Here is a 19,030-nt window from a genome sequence, read left to right as displayed (position 1 = left end):
GGACTTGCCACTAGGACTTGCCACTAGGACTTGCCGCGAGGATTTGGATGAAGACTTTCCTTCTGCAGTTTTTCACCTGGTGGAACAGCCAGACGCTGGGCACGCGCTTCCACACCTGGCGGCATGGCAAGGAAGTCGGGCAGGACGAGGCTGGCAACGTCTATTACGAGGGCGGTGTCGATTCGGAAGGCCGCACACGCCGCTGGGTCATCTATCGCGACTATTCGGAAGCTTCGATGATTCCGCCCGGCTGGCATGGCTGGATGCATCACCGGGTCGATACGCCGCCGCCGAGCGAAAACTACAAGCCACGCGACTGGCAGAAGCCGCATCAGCCGAACCTCACCGGAAGTGCCGCGGCCTATCGCCCCAAGGGCTCCATACTCAGCAATCAGCACCGCCCGCAGGTGACCGGCGATTACGACGCCTGGACGCCGGGGTCGTAACCGCTCGCCGGGGATCGGTCCTTTATCGCCACAATTGGCGTTTAGCTGCTTGTCGATCTGACAGCAGCGACTAGCCTTGGGCGCGACAGAATCACCCCGGGCGCAAACCACCGGATCCTTGCATGAGCATTTTCAGCCGAATTTCGATGGGCGGACTGACGGTGGCCGCCGCTTTTGCGGCTTTTAGCATCGCCGCCGCACAGACGCTGGAGGCGCCAGTGGACCCGGGGGCGCCGTCGGAGTTTGAGGCACCAGTGGATCCGGGGGCGCCGACGGAATTCGAGGCACCAGTGGACCCGGGGGCGCCGACGGAATTTGAGGCGCCGATGGAGCCGGATGCGACAATGGAACCGGGTTCGCCATTGGAACCGGATGCGACCGTGGCTCCAGCGGCGCCGGCGGCGCCGCAACGCATCACCAATCCCGTCGCCGAATTCGCCGGCATCGACAAGATCACCGGCCGCATCATCACCTTCGATGTCTATATCGACGAGACGGTGCAGTTCGGCGCTTTGCAGGTGACGCCGCGCATCTGCTATTCGCGGCCGCAGACCGAAGAGCCGAAAACCGATTCCTTCGTCGAGGTCGACGAGATCACGCTCGATCGCAAGATCCGCCGTATCTTCACCGGCTGGATGTTTGCCGAAAGCCCCGGCCTCAACGCCGTCGAGCACGCGGTCTACGACGTCTGGCTGAAGGGCTGCAAGCAGAAGTCGGAGGTGCCGGCACCCGACGCGGCCAAAACCAATTAGCCAGGACCAATTATAATGCCTGGCGTGCGGGATCGCCTGTTCGCAATCACACACTGAGCCTTCCGGAACCGCACTGTTTGTCCGTGCGTTTGTCATCACTGGCGGTTCGGAGGATGTACCCATGATGGCTAACAAAAGCGAGCTTCTCGAACTCGAAAAAGGGTTCTGGACCGGCGACGCTGCCTATTTCAAAGCCAATGCCGACACCGAGTGCCTGGTGGCTTTCCCACAGATGGCGCAAACGATGAGCAATGCCGATCTGGCCGAAACCGCGACGGACCCAAATCGCTGGCGCGATCTCGACATCGACCTCAAGGGCATCATCGAGCCGGGCAGCGACATTGTCATGCTGACCTATGAGGCCCATGCCACTCGCGAGAATGGCGAGCCTTATGCGGCGCTGGTCAGCACCGGCTATGTCCATCGCGTCAATGGCTGGAAGATGATGTTCCACGCGCAGACGCCGCTTGAGCCTGCCGCAAAAACCTGACCAAGAACCTGACCTTTGGCGCAGATCATGGGAAAAAGACCGCCTCGCCCTTCAGCGCGTCGGCCAGCATCTTTTCGTATTTGCCCCTTGGCACGTCGACCGCGCCGAAGCGTTTGAGGTGCTCGGTGGTGAACTGCGTGTCGAGCAACGCGAAGTGTCGTTGCTTGAGGCGTTCGACCAGGTGCACCAGGCAGACCTTCGACGCGTCCGTTTCCCTGGCGAACATGCTTTCGCCGAAGAACACCCGGCCGAGAGACACGCCGTAGAGGCCGCCAACCAGCCGACCCTCGCGCCAGGCTTCGACCGAATGGCAATGGCCCATCCGATGGAGTTCGACGTAGGCCTCGCGGATCGGCGCGTTGATCCAGGTCGACCGGCGTTCCTCGCGCCTCTCGGCACAGCCGTCGATCGTCGCCTCGAAATCAAAATCGAAACGGATATCGAACAGGTCTTTCCGGATCGCCTTCCTCAGGCTTTTGGGCGTGTGAAAACCATCCAGCGGGATGATGCCGCGCGTCTCCGGCCGCACCCAGAACACTTCGGGATCGGTGGCGCTTTCGGCCATCGGAAAGACGCCCGAGGCGTAGGCCTTGAGCAACAGGTCGGTCGGGATGCGATAGCCTGGCGCGTAGGGACGGGTCATCGCGACATTATATTCTATAAGTTCACGTCCTAATCCTTATCAGCCAGATATTTTTCCAGCCAGTGGATGTCATATTCGCCGTTGGCGATATCGGCATTGCCGACGAGATCGCGAAACAGCGGCAGCGTCGTCTTGATGCCGTCGACGACGAATTCGTCGAGCGCCCGCCGCAGCCGCATCATGCATTCGACGCGATTGCGGCCGTGCACGATCAGCTTGCCGATCAAACTGTCGTAGTAGGGCGGGATCTTGTAGCCGGAATAGACGCCGGAATCGACACGGATGCCGAGGCCGCCCGGCGTGTGGAAGTGGGTGATCGTGCCGGGCGAGGGGGTGAAGGTGCGCGGATCCTCGGCATTGATGCGGCATTCGATGGCGTGGCCCTGAAAGCGGATCTCTTCCTGGCGCATGGAAAGCCCGCCGCCCGAGGCGACGCGGATCTGCTCGTGCACGAGGTCGATGCCGGTGATTGCCTCCGTCACCGGATGCTCGACCTGCAGGCGCGTGTTCATCTCGATGAAGTAGAACTCGCCGTTCTCGTAGAGGAATTCGATGGTGCCAGCCCCGGAGTAGCCGAGATCGGCGATCGCCCTGGCACAGACGCCGCCGATATGCGCGCGCTCCTCGGCATTGAGCGCTGGCGAGGGCGCCTCTTCCCAGACTTTCTGGTGGCGGCGCTGCAGCGAACAGTCGCGTTCGCCGAAATGCACGCCGCGGCCGGCTCCGTCGCCGAACACCTGGACCTCGATGTGGCGCGGCTTTTCGAGATATTTTTCGATGTAAACGGCGTCGTCGCCAAAAGCGGCACCGGCTTCCGAGCGCGCTGTCTGCAGCGCCACCACAAGATCGGCTTCGCTGCGCGCCACCTTCATGCCGCGTCCGCCGCCGCCGGCCGACGCCTTGATGATCACGGGATAGCCGATCTCGCCGGCGATGCGTCTGGCTTCCTTTTCCTCGGTGACCGCCCCGTCGGAGCCGGGCACCACCGGAATGCCAAGGTGCTTTGCGGTGCGCTTGGCCTCGATCTTGTCACCCATGATGCGGATGTGATCGCCGGACGGGCCGATGAATGTGATATTGTGAGCGGCGAGGATATCGGCGAATTTGGCATTCTCCGACAGGAACCCGTAGCCCGGATGCACCGCGTCGGCGCCGGTGATCTCGCACGCCGCGACGATCTGGTGGATGTTGAGATAGCTGTCGCGCGACGGCGGCGGGCCGATGCAGACGCTCTCGTCGGCGAGCCGCACATGCATGGCGTCGGCGTCGGCGGTGGAATGCACCACCACCGTCTGGATGCCGAGCTCCTTACAGGCGCGCAGCACCCTCAGAGCGATTTCGCCGCGATTGGCGATGAGGATTTTCTGGAACATTTTTCGGCTGTTCCCGGCTCTACTCGATCACGACGAGCGGCATGCCATATTCGACCGGCTGCGCATCCTCGAACAGGATCGCCGTCACCGTTCCGGCACGGGGCGAGGGGATCTGGTTCATCGTCTTCATCGCCTCGATGATCAGCAGCGTCTGGCCTTCCTTGACTTGTTGGCCGACCTCGATAAACGCCTTGGCGTCGGGCGATGGCGCCAGGTAGGCGGTGCCGACCATGGGCGAGGTCACTGCATTCTTCGACACGTCGGCCGCTGCCGGGGCGGCTGCGCCAGCCGGCTGCGCTGCCGGCGGCGCATAGGCCGGCTGCGGTGCGGCGACCGCATGAACGGCCGGCGCCTGTCGCGACACCCGCACCTTCAAGTCGCCCAGCTCGACCTCGATCTCGGTGAGGTTGGTGTCGTTCAGTATGCCCGCCAGATCACGGATAAGCTGCTGGTCAACACCATTCTTCTTTATCGACATTTTCGAGCCTTCTGTTTGTTGGCCGGTCATAGGCGTGCGACCAGCGCCTGCAGCGCCAGTGTGTAGCCGAGCGGCCCGAACCCGCAGATCACGCCGACGGCGACCGGCGAGACCATGGAGACGTGGCGGAATGATTCCCGCGCATGGATGTTGGAAAGATGAACTTCGGCGACGGGCAATGGCGCGACGGAGCGGATGGCGTCGTGGATAGCGATCGAGGTGTGGCTGTAGGCGCCCGGATTGATGACGATGCCGACAGCCTTGTCGGCGGCTTCCTGTATCCAGTCGACGAGGTCGCCCTCATGGTTCGACTGACGGAAATCGATCTCGAGCCCAAGTGCCGCACCTGCCTGCTTGCAATCGTCGGCGATCGCGGCCAGCGTCTTGCCGCCATAGATACCAGGCTCGCGCTTGCCGAGCGCGTTGAGGTTGGGACCGTTCAGGACGAAAACCGTTTTCAAAATGCCGACCTTTCCCCACGCCGGCATCAGTCGGCGCGCCGGACCTCTATAATGGGCTTAAACGCCTGCGAAAAGAGCGCAAGTGGGTTCTTTCGCTGTCCACAACAGCCGGAAAATGGCCTGCGCCGAAAGCCAGCGGCCGATCAGAGTGCGGCCTTGGCCGCCTCGATCTTCTCCGCCAGCACGTCCTGGCCGAGCGCACCGAACACCACCTCATTGCCGACCACATAGGAGGGCGTTCCGGTGATGGCCAGCTTGTTGGCAAGATCATAGGTCTTGGAGAGCGCCTCGGCGATCGAGGGATCCTTCATCTTGTCGCGCAGCGTCGCTTCGTTGGCGCCGAGCGAAAGCGCTACCTTGATCGCCGCCGCTTCGGTGGCGCGTCCCTGGGCGCCGAGCAGCGCGTTGTGGAACTCGCCGTATTTCTCCGGCATCATCAGGTGGAAGGCCATCGAGACGACGCTCGCCTTCTGCGAATCCGGGCCGAGGATCGGGAACTCCTTGAGCACGAAGCGCAGCTCCGGATCCGCTGTCGTCAGCGTCTGCATGTCCTCCATGGCGCGTTTGCAGTAGCCGCAATTGTAATCGTAGAATTCGACGATGGTGACCTTGCCGTTCGGATTGCCGACGACGCCGTCGAAGGCCGAATTGAAGATCTGGTCCTTGGCATCTTTGATGACGCCGAGACTGGCGACGCGCTGCGCCTCCTTCTGCTTGGCCTCGAGCGCTTCCTGAGCTTCCAGCAGCACTTCCGGGTTCTTCAGGAGATAATCGCGGATGATGCCTTCGACTTCAGCCCGGTCGATCTTGGTGTCGGCGGAGGCTGCCTGGGCGATCTGCGTGGCATCGGCCTTTGCCGTCTGCGGACTTCCGGTCACGAACCCGAAACCCAGCATGGCGAGAGCGACCGCCACGCCCGTGGTGCCCAGCAGAATTGCCTTGTTCATAATCGCTAATCCTCTTGCCTGGTTCCGGCCCGGTTGTCCGACCCGATTGGGTCCGACTACCCGATTGGTCCGACTACTTGTCGCCGCGCACGGCCGGACGGTTCACTTTTTCTTGCCTGATGGTGCGTAGTTTATGATGTCCTGCGCGCGGATCCAGCCCGGCTCGCCGCGCTTCATTTTCATCTGCGCGCGCATTGCGAAGATCTTGGCATCCTTGTAGGCGCCGGAATAGAAATGGCCTTCGGCGGTCGCAAGGTCGGCGGCCGGTATGTTGCCAAGCTCGCCATAGGCCTGCGCGAGGTGGCGGTAACCGACGGCGTTTTCTCGGTCGCGCCCGAGACCCTTGTTTATCTGCACCACCGCTTTCTCCAGGGAATCGGGCGTGCCGACGGCCATCAGCGCCTGGCCGTGGGAAACCGGCAGCAGCCCGGATCGCGCTGGGTCGAGGCTGACCGCCTTGGCATAGGCTTCCGCGGCAGCTTTCGGTCTGTTCGCCTTCATCAGGATGTCGCCGCGCAACTCCTGGAAATAGGGGTTCTTCGGCTGTGCCTTGATCAGCGCGTTGGCCTTGGCGAGCGCCCCGGCCAGATCGCCGAAAAGATAGCTCGTCTGCGCGTCGCCATATTGCGAGGCGAGGCTACCCGGCATCTTGCGCATCAGCCGCGATGCGGCGGCCTGGCCTCCCATATAGGCGGCGATCTTGACGCGCATCATGTCATGCCGCTGCTGCAGCGCCGGCGCATCGACCTTGTCGACATGGGGGCTCTTCTTGACCAGCACTTCGAGGTTGGCGATGCGTTCGCGCGGCAGCGGATGGCTGATCCGGTAGGGGTCGACCTGCGCCCCTGACAGCGAGAGCGCGCTCTGAAAGCGGCCGAAGGTCTTCAGCATGCCCAGGCCGGACTGGCCGGTGGCATTGAGATAGGTTATCGCCGAGCGGTCGGCGGTCATCTCTTCGGTGCGCTGATAGGCGAGGATACTGCGCTGCGCCATCTCGCCGCCGCCGGCCGCAACCCCCATGCCGGCGCCGGCCAGGCCCCGGCTTTTGCTGGTGGCGCCGGCAACGATGGCACCGGCGCCAAGCAGCGTCGCGATGATGGCCATCGTCTTGGCGCGTTCGAGCTGGTTGCGCAATTTTTGCTGGTGGCCGCCGGCGATGTGGCCGGCTTCATGGGCGATGACGCCGATGATCTCGTTGGGCGTCTCCGCCGACATCAGGGCGCCGGTGTTGATGAACAGGCGGGACCCGGCAACGAAGGCGTTGAAACTCTGGTCGTTGACCAGCACGATGTCGACGCCGTCTTCAGGCAGGCCCGCGGCCCTGAAGATCGGCCGCGCATAGTCGCGCACCAGCGCCTCGATCTCGGCATCGCGCACCACCGGCACGTTTTGCGCGAAGGCGCTGACTGTGCTGGTCACAGCGAGTGTCGCGGCAAGCGAAAGCGTCGCGAAGGCGCGCGCTGCCCGGGCTATCGTCGATCTGGGTCGGCTCAACATGGCAGGTCCACTGGTAGACGAGCGGGTGGAGGATGAAAAGTCGGCACTGAAACTTTACAGAACTTGTGATCCTCACATCAATCGGGCATTTGTGCGGCGCGGGACGCCAAAGCTCGGCTCCGGCAGCCGGCAAGCGCCGGCCCGAGGGCCGACCCAAGGGGCGACAAGGAATGAGGTCAAATGGTTGTATCGCTTTCGCGTCGCGGCGACGTCGAGCCGTTCCACGCCATGGACATTCTGGCGGAAGCGAATCGGCTGAAGGCCAAGGGCGTGCCGGTTGTTTCCATGGCCGTTGGCCAGCCGTCCGATCCGGCGCCGGCCGGAGTCAGGCAAGCGGCGACGAACGCATTGAAGATGGGGCGCATCGGCTACACCGACGCATTGGGTCTTGCGGGCCTGCGCGAAGCGATCGCGCAGCACTATGCCGACCACTACGGATTTGTCGTTTCGCCCGGCCGGACCGCCGTCACCACCGGATCGTCGGCCGCCTTCAACCTGGCATTTCTGGCGATGTTCGATCCGGGCGATCGTGTCGCCATCGCCGCCCCCGGTTATCCGGCCTATCGCAACATCATGGCCGCGCTCGGCATCGAGATCGTCGAGATCGAGCTCGACGGTGATGCCTATCTCCACGCCGAACATCTGAAGGCTGCGCATCGCGAAAAGAAGCTGAAGGGCGTGTTGTTTGGCAGCCCCGCCAATCCGACCGGGGCGATTATCCCCGCCGACGAGCTGTCGGCGCTGGTGACGACGGCGCAAGAACTCGGCATCGCGGTGATCTCCGACGAGATCTACCACCGGCTGGCTTACGCTGCGCCGGACACCACAGCACTTGCCTACGGCCCGGACGTGACGGTGATCAATTCCTTCTCGAAATACTACTGCATGACCGGTTGGCGCATCGGCTGGATGGTGCTGCCGGAAGCATTGGTGCGGCCGGTCGAGCGCATCGCCCAGAGTCTCTACATCTCACCGCCGGAACTGTCCCAGATCGCCGCGATCGAGGCGTTCAAGGCAACCGCGGAATTGGAGGCGGTGAAGGCGCGTTACGCGGGCAATCGCGAGCTTTTGATGAAACGTCTGCCCGAACTCGGCTTTACCCTGGCGGCACCGATGGACGGGGCGTTCTACGCCTTCTGCGATGTCACCAGGCACACCAACGACAGCATGGCCTTCGCGCGCAAGATGCTGGCCGAGGCGCATGTGGCGGCGACGCCCGGCCGCGATTTCGATCCGCTTCAAGGCCATCGAGCCATGCGCTTTTCCTACGCCGGCAGCCACGACGAGATGGTCGAGGCGATGATGCGCATCGAACGCTGGCTGAAGTAGCGCGATGCCGGAACTCGAGCAGGCTTTGACCGAGATTGCCGCCGAAATGGCCGAGCGCACGGATCGCGGCGACGTCGCGACCTACATTCCGCAACTCGGCAAGGTCGATCCGAAAAAGTTCGGCATTGCCGCGGTTACCAATGACGGTTGCGTGCTCATGGCGGGCGACGCCGATGAGTTGTTTTCGATCCAGAGCATTTCGAAGGTGTTCACGCTGACACTGGCGCTCGGCAATGTCGGCGACGCGCTGTGGCAGCGTGTCGGGCGAGAGCCTTCGGGCAACCCGTTCAACTCGATCGTCCAGCTCGAGCACGAGAACGGCATTCCGCGCAATCCGTTCATCAATGCCGGCGCCATCGTCATTTCCGACATTCTGCTCGCCGGCCACCAGCCGCGCGAGGCGATCGGCGAGATCCTGCGCTTCATCCAGTTCCTGGCCGACGACGAGACCATCATCATCGACCGCGAGGTCGCGGCTTCGGAACGTGCTACCGGTTTTCGCAACCTGGCGCTCGCCAACTATATGAAATCCTTCGGCAATCTCAACCACGCGCCGGACCTGGCGTTGGGCGTCTATTTCCATCATTGCGCCATCGCCATGAGCTGCCGACAACTGGCTTTGGCCGGCCGCTTCCTCGCCAATGGCGGCAAGAACCCGGCGACTGGCCATTCCGTGGTGTCGGCCGAGCGCGCGCGCCGCATCGGCGCGATGATGCTGACCTGCGGCCACTATGACGGCTCAGGCGATTTCGCCTTTCGCGTCGGCATTCCCGGCAAGAGCGGCGTCGGCGGCGGCATTCTGGCGATCGTGCCGGGCGTGGCTTCGCTCGCCGTCTGGTCGCCCGGCCTCAACGCCAACGGCAATTCCAGGCTGGGGTCGATTGCGCTGGAAAGGCTGGCGAAGACGATGAACTGGTCGGTCTTCGCGCCATAAAGAGTTGGGGGCGCCATAAAGATTTGGGGGCGCCATAAAGATTTGGGCGCCATAGAGATTGTGGCGCTTCAGACAAGAAAAATCCCGCGCTATCGACAGGACAGCGCGGGATTCTTTTGGTCAAAAGATTAGGCTAAACTACTGAAAAGCTTAGAAAAAGCCTTTCCGCTGCCACCAGCCGGCACGCTTCGGCTTCTCTTCGGTCTTTTCCTCTTCGGCAACAGTCGAGGACACGATCGGCTCAACCGGAGCATCCGCCGGTACGGGCTTGCGTCGCGATAGGCGGAGCTTCGGTTCGTCGGCGGCGGCCACGGCTGTTTCCGCTGAAACAGGTGCGGGAGCCTCGGCAGAAATTTCCGGCTCGGCTAGCGGCGTCTCGGCAACGACGTCCGCCGCAGCCTTCTTCGGCCTGGCGACGCGGTGCGGCTTCTTCGGCTTTTCAGCGCTTGGCATGTCGTCATTGGCCGGAGCAAGGTCCACAGGCTCTTCGACCGGCATTGCTTCGACCGGCGTTGCTGCTGCCGGTTCGTCTGAGAAGGCTACGCCCTCCAAGACCTCGGGACGGTCAGCCGATTCGGCAGTGCCTGCATCGACCTCGCCTTCGCCGTCTTCACGGCGATTGCGCTTGCCGCCGCGCTTGCCGCGCCGACGCTTCTTGCCCAGACCTTCATCCGGCCCCCGACCTTCATCAGGCTCTTGACCTTCATCAGGCTCCCGATCTTCACCAGGCTCTTGGCCGTCATCCGACGCTTCCACCACATCAGCGACGCCGACCTGGTCCTCGTGGTCTGCTTCGGCGCCTTCATCGCTTGAGGCTTCGGAGATGCCATCGGCAGCGGTGGAGAGGGATGCACCTTCCATTTGGGCGCCATGCTCGCGGTCGCGATCCTTGCCGCCGCGCCGTCTGCGGCGCTTGCGGCGCTTGCGGTCGCGGCCTTCGCCTTCCTCGCTGGGCCTTGGCTGCTGCGGCTGCTGAGCTTGGCGGGGTTGTTCCGCCGGTGCAACGGCCTCGTCTTCCTCCTCCTCGATGACGATTTCGTCGGCGGGCTCTTCCGGCTCGACATAGGCGGGCAAGGTCCGCACCTCAACGAAGCCTTCAGGCTTTTCGGCCAGCGCGCCGCGGAAGATCGCATAGTGCTGGGCGCCGACCGTGTCGTCGGCCTCGACGGTGATGGTCAGGCCGAAGCGGTTTTCGAGCTCCACCAGCGTGCCGCGCTTGTGGTTGAGCACATAGAGCGCGGTCGCCGCCGGCGTCCGCACCGTGATGTGGCTGCGCGAATCCTTGAGCAGGAATTCCTCGATCGCCCGCACCACCATCAGCGCGACGGACGAATCGGACCGCACATGGCCGGTGCCGCCGCAATGCGGGCAAGGCTTCATCGTCGATTCCAGCACGCTGGCACGGATGCGCTGGCGCGACATCTCCATCAGGCCGAAATGCGAGATGCGGCCGACCTGGATGCGGGCGCGATCGTTCTTGAGGTGGTCCTTCAGCCGCTTCTCGACGGAGCGGTTGTTGCGGTTCTCCTCCATGTCGATGAAGTCGATAACGATCAGGCCGGCGAGATCGCGCAGCCTCAGCTGCCGTGCGACCTCCTCGGCTGCTTCCAGATTGGTGTGAAGCGCTGTGTCCTCGATCGAGTGCTCCTTGGTGGAGCGGCCCGAATTGACGTCGATGGCGACCAGCGCTTCGGTCTGGTTGATGATGATGTAGCCGCCGCTCTTCAGCGTCACCTGCGGCTGCAGCATGCGGTCGAGCTGCGCCTCGATGCCGTTGCGCACAAAGATTGGCGTCGTGTCGCGGAACGGCTGCACGACCTTGGCGTGGCTCGGCATCAGCATGCGCATGAAGTCCTTGGCCTCGCGATAGCCCTCTTCGCCGGAGACCAGGATCTCGTCGATGTCCTTGTTGTAGAGGTCGCGCACCGAGCGCTTGATCAAGCTGCCTTCCTCGTAGACGAGGGCAGGGGCCGTCGACTGCAGCGTCAGGTTGCGGACGTTTTCCCAGAGCCGCATCAGATATTCGTAGTCGCGCTTGATCTCGGCCTTGGTGCGGCTTTCGCCGGCCGTGCGCAGGATTACGCCCATGCCCTGCGGCACTTCGAGATCGGCGACGACCTCCTTCAGCCGCTTGCGGTCCTGTGCGTTGGTGATCTTGCGCGAGATGCCGCCGCCGCGCGCCGTGTTCGGCATCAGCACCGAATAGCGGCCGGCAAGCGACAGGTAGGTGGTGAGCGCCGCGCCCTTGTTGCCGCGCTCTTCCTTCACGACCTGCACCAGAAGGATTTGCCGGCGCTTGATCACTTCCTGGATCTTGTACTGGCGGCGCACCGGCTTGCGGCGGTTGCGCGCTTCTTCCAGCGCATCCTCGGCGCCGACCGATTCGACCTCATGGTCATCCGGATGCGATGACTGCACCTCTTCCAGCATGCCGCGATCATTGTCGGTGGACGTGGCTTCGCCGGCCGCCTCAGCCTGCGGCACGGCTTCGGAAATCACATCCGATTCGACGCTGGCGGCGATGGAATTCGGACCGCCTTCGGAAGGCCCGATCTCATCATGGCCAGTCTCGTCATGGCCAGTCTCGTCATGGCCAGTCTCGTCATGCCTCGTCTCATCACGACTTGCCTCGTCACGACTTGCCTCGCTATGACTGGCGACATCCTCGCCAGTTTCCGAAGTAGCGGACGGCGTGTCGACTTTTTCGGAAACGGCATCGACGTTCTGCGCGACCGCATCCTCGTCGTGTTCGCCGCCCTCGTTGGAACGGCTGTCATTGGACCCGCTGTCGTTGGACCCGCTGTCGTTGGAATCGACAGAATCGTCCGAATCGGCCGCACCAGCATCACGCTTGTGCTCGCCTCGGTCGCGGCTCTTGCCGCCACGGCGGCGTCCGCGCCGGCCGCGATCACGGTTCTGGCGATCGTCGCCATCGCCGTCCTCATCGTCCTCGTCTTCAGCCTCCTGCGCTTCCGCGCGCAGCAGCGCCTGACGGTCGGCGACCGGAATCTGGTAGTAGTCGGGATGAATTTCACTGAAGGCGAGGAAACCGTGACGGTTGCCGCCATATTCGACAAAGGCTGCCTGAAGCGAGGGTTCGACGCGGGTTACGCGGGCGAGGTAGATGTTTCCTTTGAGTTGCTTCTTGTCCTGAGATTCAAAGTCGAATTCTTCAATACGGTTACCGCGAACGACGACAACTCGTGTTTCCTCCGGGTGGGAGGCGTCTATCAGCATTTTGTTGGGCATTATTTCGTTTCCCCCCGGCAGCCGTCAGCCGCAGCTTGCGGGGCAAAGCCCGCCGCTGTGAGTGTGGATGAACATGGGTGCCGGGCAATTGAATGTCCGCCGGCCGCTGCCTGAGCGCCATGGCGGTGCCGCCCGCAGCCATAATGGCGCGGTTTGCTGCGGACCCTTCCATGATTGCGCTTGAAGCCATCGTAACCAGCAGAACCTTTTTGAACCAAAGCCCGGGAAAACCGGACCAGCTTGTTGCTCGTACAGAGCCGGCGCGGGACAATCCCGGCCGTTTTCCTCACGCAGGCGCTTCCCCCGCCACGGGCTCACACCTGCGAAATTCGTCGCGATCACCTGTTGCCTTTTTCGCCTGACGCGAAAGGAGCCGTCGTTCATCTCACCTGTAGCAGGATGCTGCGGAGAAGGACGGTTCCAGGATTGCAGTGATCCACCATCGCTTTTATGATTTGGCGGGTTGGAAGGCAACCCCGATTTCCGATGCCGGCAAAATGCAGTTCCGCAACGGAAGCTCGGCTTTAAGCGTTGCGTGAAAAGACTTGGTTAACCTTCTCTGGATACCAATCGTTAATCGAGTTCGCGGCCTGACCGGCATTTCGACAAGACGACGACACTCCGACACGCAGGATTGGGCGCCTGGCGCCAAACCGGAGCAACTGGAAAGAGATGGGACTGGCAGTCTTCACGCACAAGAGTGGTCGTGCCGGAGGCACTTTCTTCCACGCTGCCTATTTCCACGCTGCTCGTCTGCTGTTGCTGGTTGTCGCTTGCCTGGCCTTTTCGCCAGCTTCCTTTGCCGCCGACGCGCCGCTCGCCATGACGAGCTACAAAATGGCGGGTGACGCCACCAAGATGCGCATCGTCATGAATTTCGATCGCGAGCCCGACGTCAAATGGTTCCTGCTGCGCGGCCCCCACCGTCTGGTCATCGACCTGCCAAGCACGAGATTTGCCATCAATGCCAAGGATGTGAAGGCGCGCGGCCTGGTCAGGAGCGTGCGTTACGGCGATCTCGGCGAGGGGGTATCGCGGCTGATTCTCACCGGCAAGGTCCCGTTCGCCATCGACGGGCTTGACGTGCTCAAGAATGATGACGGCAACGGCTACCGCATCGCCATCGACATGTCGGCGGCGTCCGTGCGGGAGTTCGACGCCGCTCTTGCCAATCAGGCGTTGACCACCGGCTCGACGGTCTCCTCCGACAAGGGTGGCAGGGTCGGCACCGGCCCGGTCTCCAATCCAGGCCATCGCTTCACCGTCGTCATCGATCCAGGCCACGGCGGCATCGACGGCGGCGCCGAGGGCATGAACGGCACCGTCGAGAAGAACGTCACGCTCGCTTTCGCCATCGAATTGCGGGACAAACTCGCCGCAGTCGGCAAATACGACGTGTTCATGACGCGCGAGACGGACCAATTCCTGCGGCTGGACGACCGCGTGCGCATTGCCCGCCAGCACGAGGCAGATCTGCTCATTTCGATCCACGCCGACACGATCAGGGTCAAGGGCCTTCGCGGCGCAACCGTCTACACCGTCTCCGACAAGGCTTCCGATCCCGAAGCGCAGGCGCTCGCCGACCGAGAAAACCTTTCCGACCAATTCGCCGGCATGGAAATCAAGGACGACAACAAGGAAGTAACCGACATCCTGATCGACCTGATTCGCCGCGAGACGCACAGTTTCTCTATGAGTTTTGCCCAAACGCTGGTCGGCCAGCTTTCCACCAGTGTCGGCCTGATCAACAATCCGCAGCGTTCGGCCAGCTTCAAGGTGTTGAAGGCGCCGGATGTTCCCTCCGTGCTGGTCGAACTCGGCTATCTGTCGAATGCCAAGGACGAGGCGCAACTGCTCAGTGCCGATTGGCGCAGCAAGGCGGCCCAGAGCATAACCAATGCCATCGCCCTGTTCGCTTCAGCCAAGGCCGGAGCCGGAACCGGAGGCTGAGATGCCCGCCGCCGCCCACAGCCAGAGGGCAGCGTTGCATGGCAACAACACCCCGCACTTTTATTTCCGCCATTCGAAGCCGAAATTCCATGCTGCCGCATTTTGCCCACATGGTAGCGACATGGATTTTCGATTACCGGTCGGGATCGTCTCGAAAGCTTGCGCGAAAGGCGGCTTCGTTTAGGCAATTCCCGAACCAAGGACTGGAGCGGGCATGATTCGTCTTATTGGCTATTTCTTCGGCATCGGCACCGCGCTGGCCCTTTTGGTCGCGGCGGGCGTGGCGATCTATATCAGCCATTTGTCGAAGGATTTGCCCGACTACGAGGTCCTGGCCAAGTATGAACCGCCGGTGACGACCCGCATCCATGCGTCCGACGGTGCGCTGATGGCCGAATATGCGCGCGAGCGGCGCCTGTATTTGCCGATCCAGGCGGTGCCGGATCGTGTCAAGGCGGCCTTCCTGTCGGCCGAGGACAAAAACTTCTACAATCACCCCGGCATCGATATGACCGGCCTTGGCCGCGCAGTCATGGTCAATCTGCAGAATTTTGGCTCGGGCAAGCGCCAGGTCGGCGCCTCGACGATCACCCAGCAGGTGGCGAAAAACTTCCTGTTGTCCTCGGACCAGACCTACGAGCGCAAGATCAAGGAGATGATCCTCGCCTTCCGCATCGAGCAGGCCTATTCGAAGGACCGCATCCTCGAGCTCTACCTTAACGAGATTTTCTTCGGGCTTGGCGCCTATGGCGTCGCCGGCGCAGCGCTCACCTATTTCGACAAGGCGGTGAATGAACTCACTGTGGCGGAGGCGGCCTATCTGGCGGCTTTGCCGAAGGGCCCCTCCAACTATCATCCCTTCAAATATGCCGACCGCGCCATCGAGCGCCGCAACTGGGTGATCGACCAAATGGTCGGCAACGGCTACGTCACGCAAGAAGAAGGCGCCAAGGCCAAGGCCGAGCCGCTCGGCGTCAAGCCACGCCGCTCCGGCACCTATCTGTTCGCCGGCGAATATTTCACCGAGGAAGTGCGTCGCCAGATCAGCGCCCGCTACGGCGAGAATGCGCTCTACGAAGGCGGCCTGTCCGTCCGCACGACACTTGATCCCAAGATGCAGCTCATCGCCCGCAAAGCCATGCAGAACGGCCTGATGAAGTTCGATACGCTGCGCGGCTATCGCGGGCCGCTGAAGACCATCAGCGTATCCGGCGACTGGGGCGTGCCTTTGAGCGAAGTCAAGGGACTGGACGACGTGCCCGAATGGTCGCTCGCCGTCGTGCTCGACAGCTCGGAGAGCGGCCTGTCGATCGGCCTTCGGCCGACCCGGCAGGTCTCGGGCGAACTCGTCAAGGATCGCATCGAAGGCACCGTCAGCCGCGAGGACATGAGCTTCGCCATGCGTCATGTGGTCGGCGGCAGGACCGTCAAGGCCAAATCGCCGGCGGACGTGCTGAAGCCTGGCGACGTCATCTTCGTGCAGAAGAAAGAAGGCACGGATGGGGCCTATATCTTGCGCCAGGCTCCCGAAGTGGAAGGCGGCTTGATCGCCATGGATCCGCATACCGGCCGCGTTCTGGCCATGGTCGGCGGGTTCTCCTATTCGCAATCCGAATTCAACCGTGCCACGCAGGCCATGCGACAGCCGGGTTCGTCGTTCAAGCCGATCGTCTATGCGGCCGCCCTCGACAATGGCTATACGCCGGCTTCGGTGATCATGGACGGCCCAATCACCATCAAGAGCGGCAACACGACCTGGACGCCGAAAAACTACGATGGAAGGACAGCCGGCCCGGCGACCTTGCGGTCCGGCATCGAGAGGTCGCGCAATCTGATGACTGTGCGCCTGGCCAACGACATGGGCATGAAGCTGGTCGCCGAATATGCCGAGCGCTTCGGCGTCTATGATCGACTGGCGCCGTATCTGCCGATGGCACTGGGGTCGGGCGAAACGACCGTGATGCGCATGGTATCGGCGTATTCGATCATGGCCAACGGCGGCAAGTCGATCAAGCCGACGCTGATCGACCGGATCCAGGATCGCTACGGCAAGACGGTATACAGGCAGGACGAACGCGGCTGCGAAAATTGCAATGCCGCCGAATGGCAGAACCAGCCTGAGCCGGAACTGGTCGACAATTCCGAGCAGGTGCTCGATCCGATGACCGCCTATCAGATCACCTCGATGATGGAGGGCGTCGTCGAGCGCGGTACCGGCGCTACCGTAGCCGAACTTGGCCGCCACATCGCCGGCAAGACCGGAACGACAAACGACGAGAAAGATACCTGGTTCATCGGCTACACGCCCAACCTAGTTGTCGGCCTTTATATGGGCTATGATCAGCCGAAGGGTCTTGGCAAGGGCGCGACCGGGGGCGGCCTCGCCGCGCCGATCTTCAAGGACTTCATGCGCGTGGCGCTGGACGGCACGCCCAATGTCGATTTCCAGGTTCCCGAAGGCATGAAGCTGATCGCCATCAATCGCAAAACCGGCATGCGGGCCAACCCGGACGACGCCGGCGCCTTTATCGAAGCCTTCAAGCCGGGCACCGGCCCCGCCGACAGCTATTGGGTGATCGGCATGGGTGCGGACGGCTCCAACGCCTCCGGCGGCGCGCTGTCGCCACAGGCCAACCAAGCCATCCAGTCCGGCGGCGGCGGGCTCTACTGACATAGGTTCGAGCAATTCCACGAAAAGTGTGAAACGGTTTTCCCGGGAAAAGCGCATAGCGCTTTCCCTAGGGAATTGCGCAAAAAAAGATATAGAGCCGTTCGGCGTTTCCGTGAAACGATGAACCGCTCCAGCGTATTTGGCCCGGCTTTCGAGCCGGCCCATTTCGCTTTACAGGCGGCGGTGCCGTCCCTATGTATCGCGCCAACCCAAGCTTTGTTCACGCAACAGGGCACCATTTCAGCACAGGACAGAAGCCAGCCATGCGCGCGGAAACGCAGAATATTGTCGACGAAATCAGGCAGGCGATAACCCTGCTGAGGAGGCATCTTTGACTGGGATCAAGCCATAAAGCGGCTTGAATACCTGAATGTGCGTGCTGAGGATTCGAGCCTCTGGAACGAGCCGCTGGAGGCGCAGAAGCTGATGCGTGAGCGCCAGGGCCTCGAGGAAGGCATCGCCGCGGTCAAAGGCCTCACCCAGGCGCTGGAAGACAATATCGGCTTAATCGAGCTTGGCGAGGAAGAGGGCGATGAGAGCGTCGTCGCCGAGGCGGAAGCGGCGATCCGCTCGATGCGCGGCGAAGCAAAGGCCCGCCAGATCGAGACGCTGCTTTCGGGCGAGGCGGACGCCAACGACAGCTATCTCGAAATCCATGCCGGCGCCGGCGGCACCGAAAGCCAGGACTGGGCCTCGATGCTTCTGCGCATGTACACGCGTTGGGCCGAGCGCCGCCACTTCAAGGTCGAGGTGCTGGAAGTGCATGACGGCGAAGAGGCCGGCATCAAGTCCGCCACGCTGCTGATCAAGGGCCACAATGCCTATGGTTGGCTGAAGACGGAATCCGGCGTTCACCGTCTCGTGCGTATTTCGCCCTATGACAGCAATGCGCGCCGCCACACGTCCTTCGCCAGCGTCTGGGTCTATCCGGTGATCGACGATACGATCGAGATCGACGTTTCCGAATCGGATGTCCGTATCGACACCTATCGTTCGTCCGGTTCGGGCGGCCAGCACGTCAACACCACCGATTCAGCGGTCCGCATCACCCATCTCGCCACCGGCATCGCGGTCGCCTGCCAGGCCGAGCGCTCCCAGCACAAGAACAAGGCGAAGGCCTGGGAGATGCTGCGTTCGCGGCTCTACGAGGAAGAACTGAAGAAGCGCGAGGCGGTGGCGAACGCCACCGAAGCGTCGAAGAGCGATATCGGCTGGGGCCATCAGATCCGCTCCTACGTTCTGCAGCCCTATCAGCTGGTCAAGGATCTGCGCACGGGTGTCGAGAGCACAAGCCCGTCGAGCGTGCTGGACGGCGACCTCGACGACTTCATGGAGGCGTCGCTGTCGCAGCGCATCGAGGGCGGCGCCGGCGAAGTGGTGGTCGATATCGACTGAAGCTCCTACCACTTAAGCAGCCGGAAACATCACGCTACAGTAACAGGCTCTCACGCTAATTGAGCGGTCGCTTGATGGCTTTGTTTTTTAATCGAATTTTTCAAGACGACTTCCACCTTCGGGTTGGATGTTGCAGGCCTGCCGGGGCCTGGCCCGGAACCACTGCGAGCCGATTCCCGTTATCTGCGATCCCATGTCGGAGTTGATGAAGTCACTCTCGTCAGCCCCGGCAGGCTGGTTCCGGCTGCAGATGTCGGCGCTCGGTTTGCACAGCAATTTCTTGCGCCAACAAAGGAATCAGCCCAGCATCCGAAGGCTGGGGGAAAAAGCATTTATGGCCGGACGCGGCGTATCTGCGACCTGACGAGCCGGCCACTGGGAAGATACGTTCCAAGAACGGGCAAGCGAAACGCTT

16 protein-coding genes are annotated in these 19,030 nt (G+C 62.4%); 9 read left to right on the top strand and 7 right to left on the bottom strand.

All coding sequences use genetic code 11. From position 1 onward, the window contains the following. Positions 1 to 47: 47 nt before the first annotated feature. From NMG70_RS14565 to NMG70_RS14555, 3 genes are all read left to right on the top strand, one after another. Complete coding sequence (locus NMG70_RS14565) at positions 48 to 446, top strand: NADH:ubiquinone oxidoreductase subunit NDUFA12 (protein ID WP_254025176.1); 399 nt, start codon at positions 48 to 50, stop codon at positions 444 to 446. A 344-nt stretch (positions 447 to 790) separates the two neighbouring features. Next, positions 791 to 1,198 carry a DUF2155 domain-containing protein gene (locus tag NMG70_RS14560; RefSeq protein WP_436798390.1) on the top strand — a complete coding sequence of 136 codons (408 nt, stop codon included), beginning with the start codon at positions 791 to 793 and terminating at the stop codon, positions 1,196 to 1,198. A 121-nt stretch (positions 1,199 to 1,319) separates the two neighbouring features. Then, a complete protein-coding gene (locus NMG70_RS14555) occupies positions 1,320 to 1,688 on the top strand; it encodes a hypothetical protein (RefSeq protein ID WP_254025175.1) in 369 nt (122 codons plus the stop codon). 25 nt (positions 1,689 to 1,713) lie between these two features. Here the strand turns inward: NMG70_RS14555 and aat are convergent, their stop codons facing one another. The 6 genes from aat to NMG70_RS14525 form a co-directional block, all read right to left on the bottom strand. Then, positions 1,714 to 2,331 carry a leucyl/phenylalanyl-tRNA--protein transferase gene (gene aat, locus NMG70_RS14550; protein WP_254025174.1) on the bottom strand — a complete coding sequence of 206 codons (618 nt, stop codon included), beginning with the start codon at positions 2,329 to 2,331 and terminating at the stop codon, positions 1,714 to 1,716. Positions 2,332 to 2,360: 29 nt separating this feature from the next. Then, a complete protein-coding gene (accC, locus tag NMG70_RS14545; RefSeq protein WP_254025173.1) occupies positions 2,361 to 3,704 on the bottom strand; it encodes an acetyl-CoA carboxylase biotin carboxylase subunit in 1,344 nt (447 codons plus the stop codon). Between the two features lie 19 nt (positions 3,705 to 3,723). After that, entirely contained in the window at positions 3,724 to 4,182 is a 459-nt protein-coding gene (accB, locus tag NMG70_RS14540; RefSeq protein ID WP_254025172.1) for an acetyl-CoA carboxylase biotin carboxyl carrier protein, read from the bottom strand. Between the two features lie 26 nt (positions 4,183 to 4,208). Continuing rightward, positions 4,209 to 4,643: a type II 3-dehydroquinate dehydratase gene (gene aroQ, locus NMG70_RS14535; protein ID WP_254025200.1), complete on the bottom strand. Its 435-nt coding sequence runs from the start codon at positions 4,641 to 4,643 to the stop codon at positions 4,209 to 4,211. Between the two features lie 143 nt (positions 4,644 to 4,786). After that, positions 4,787 to 5,590, bottom strand: coding sequence for a DsbA family protein (locus NMG70_RS14530; protein WP_254025171.1), 804 nt, complete (start codon positions 5,588 to 5,590; stop codon positions 4,787 to 4,789). A gap of 102 nt (positions 5,591 to 5,692) precedes the next feature. Further along, a complete protein-coding gene (locus NMG70_RS14525) occupies positions 5,693 to 7,087 on the bottom strand; it encodes a M48 family metalloprotease (protein ID WP_254025170.1) in 1,395 nt (464 codons plus the stop codon). A 180-nt stretch (positions 7,088 to 7,267) separates the two neighbouring features. Here NMG70_RS14525 and NMG70_RS14520 point away from each other — a divergent pair, with 180 nt between their 5' ends. After that, on the top strand, positions 7,268 to 8,416 hold the full coding sequence (locus tag NMG70_RS14520) for a pyridoxal phosphate-dependent aminotransferase (RefSeq protein ID WP_254025169.1): 1,149 nt from the start codon (positions 7,268 to 7,270) through the stop codon (positions 8,414 to 8,416). 4 nt (positions 8,417 to 8,420) lie between these two features. Next, positions 8,421 to 9,350, top strand: coding sequence for a glutaminase (locus NMG70_RS14515; protein WP_254025168.1), 930 nt, complete (start codon positions 8,421 to 8,423; stop codon positions 9,348 to 9,350). Between the two features lie 150 nt (positions 9,351 to 9,500). On the opposite strand, the gene NMG70_RS14510 is transcribed toward NMG70_RS14515, so the two are convergent. Then, on the bottom strand, positions 9,501 to 12,599 hold the full coding sequence (locus tag NMG70_RS14510; protein WP_254025167.1) for an Rne/Rng family ribonuclease: 3,099 nt from the start codon (positions 12,597 to 12,599) through the stop codon (positions 9,501 to 9,503). Positions 12,600 to 13,271: 672 nt separating this feature from the next. Between NMG70_RS14510 and NMG70_RS14505 the strand changes: the two genes are divergently transcribed. From NMG70_RS14505 to prfB, 4 genes are all read left to right on the top strand, one after another. After that, a complete protein-coding gene (locus NMG70_RS14505) occupies positions 13,272 to 14,549 on the top strand; it encodes an N-acetylmuramoyl-L-alanine amidase (RefSeq protein WP_254025166.1) in 1,278 nt (425 codons plus the stop codon). 1 nt (position 14,550) lies between these two features. Then, positions 14,551 to 14,733: a hypothetical protein gene (locus NMG70_RS14500; protein ID WP_254025165.1), complete on the top strand. Its 183-nt coding sequence runs from the start codon at positions 14,551 to 14,553 to the stop codon at positions 14,731 to 14,733. A 30-nt stretch (positions 14,734 to 14,763) separates the two neighbouring features. Further along, on the top strand, positions 14,764 to 17,220 hold the full coding sequence (locus tag NMG70_RS14495) for a penicillin-binding protein 1A (protein ID WP_254025164.1): 2,457 nt from the start codon (positions 14,764 to 14,766) through the stop codon (positions 17,218 to 17,220). A 263-nt stretch (positions 17,221 to 17,483) separates the two neighbouring features. Then, positions 17,484 to 18,615 (top strand): peptide chain release factor 2 gene (gene prfB, locus NMG70_RS14490; protein ID WP_254025163.1). Its coding sequence is split into 2 segments (ribosomal slippage): positions 17,484 to 17,549 and positions 17,551 to 18,615, totalling 1,131 coding nucleotides; the frame shifts between segments, so codons are not numbered across the junction. Positions 18,616 to 19,030 lie beyond the last annotated feature (415 nt).

The organism is Mesorhizobium ventifaucium, assembly GCF_935822925.1.
Lineage (GTDB): Bacteria > Pseudomonadota > Alphaproteobacteria > Rhizobiales > Rhizobiaceae > Mesorhizobium > Mesorhizobium ventifaucium.
This window is presented reverse-complemented; position numbering and strand designations above follow the sequence as displayed.

Bases quoted from the DNA above. Each gene is read 5' to 3' on its own strand.
- NMG70_RS14565 (WP_254025176.1), top strand. From the start codon at position 48: ATGAAGACTTTCCTTCTGCAGTTTTTCACCTGGTGGAACAGCCAGACG.
- NMG70_RS14560 (WP_436798390.1), top strand. From the start codon at position 791: ATGGAACCGGGTTCGCCATTGGAACCGGATGCGACCGTGGCTCCAGCG.
- NMG70_RS14555 (WP_254025175.1), top strand. From the start codon at position 1,320: ATGATGGCTAACAAAAGCGAGCTTCTCGAACTCGAAAAAGGGTTCTGG.
- aat (WP_254025174.1), bottom strand. From the start codon at position 2,331: ATGACCCGTCCCTACGCGCCAGGCTATCGCATCCCGACCGACCTGTTG.
- accC (WP_254025173.1), bottom strand. From the start codon at position 3,704: ATGTTCCAGAAAATCCTCATCGCCAATCGCGGCGAAATCGCTCTGAGG.
- accB (WP_254025172.1), bottom strand. From the start codon at position 4,182: ATGTCGATAAAGAAGAATGGTGTTGACCAGCAGCTTATCCGTGATCTG.
- NMG70_RS14530 (WP_254025171.1), bottom strand. From the start codon at position 5,590: ATGAACAAGGCAATTCTGCTGGGCACCACGGGCGTGGCGGTCGCTCTC.
- NMG70_RS14525 (WP_254025170.1), bottom strand. From the start codon at position 7,087: ATGTTGAGCCGACCCAGATCGACGATAGCCCGGGCAGCGCGCGCCTTC.
- NMG70_RS14520 (WP_254025169.1), top strand. From the start codon at position 7,268: ATGGTTGTATCGCTTTCGCGTCGCGGCGACGTCGAGCCGTTCCACGCC.
- NMG70_RS14515 (WP_254025168.1), top strand. From the start codon at position 8,421: ATGCCGGAACTCGAGCAGGCTTTGACCGAGATTGCCGCCGAAATGGCC.
- NMG70_RS14510 (WP_254025167.1), bottom strand. From the start codon at position 12,599: ATGCCCAACAAAATGCTGATAGACGCCTCCCACCCGGAGGAAACACGA.
- NMG70_RS14505 (WP_254025166.1), top strand. From the start codon at position 13,272: ATGGGACTGGCAGTCTTCACGCACAAGAGTGGTCGTGCCGGAGGCACT.
- NMG70_RS14500 (WP_254025165.1), top strand. From the start codon at position 14,551: ATGCCCGCCGCCGCCCACAGCCAGAGGGCAGCGTTGCATGGCAACAAC.
- NMG70_RS14495 (WP_254025164.1), top strand. From the start codon at position 14,764: ATGATTCGTCTTATTGGCTATTTCTTCGGCATCGGCACCGCGCTGGCC.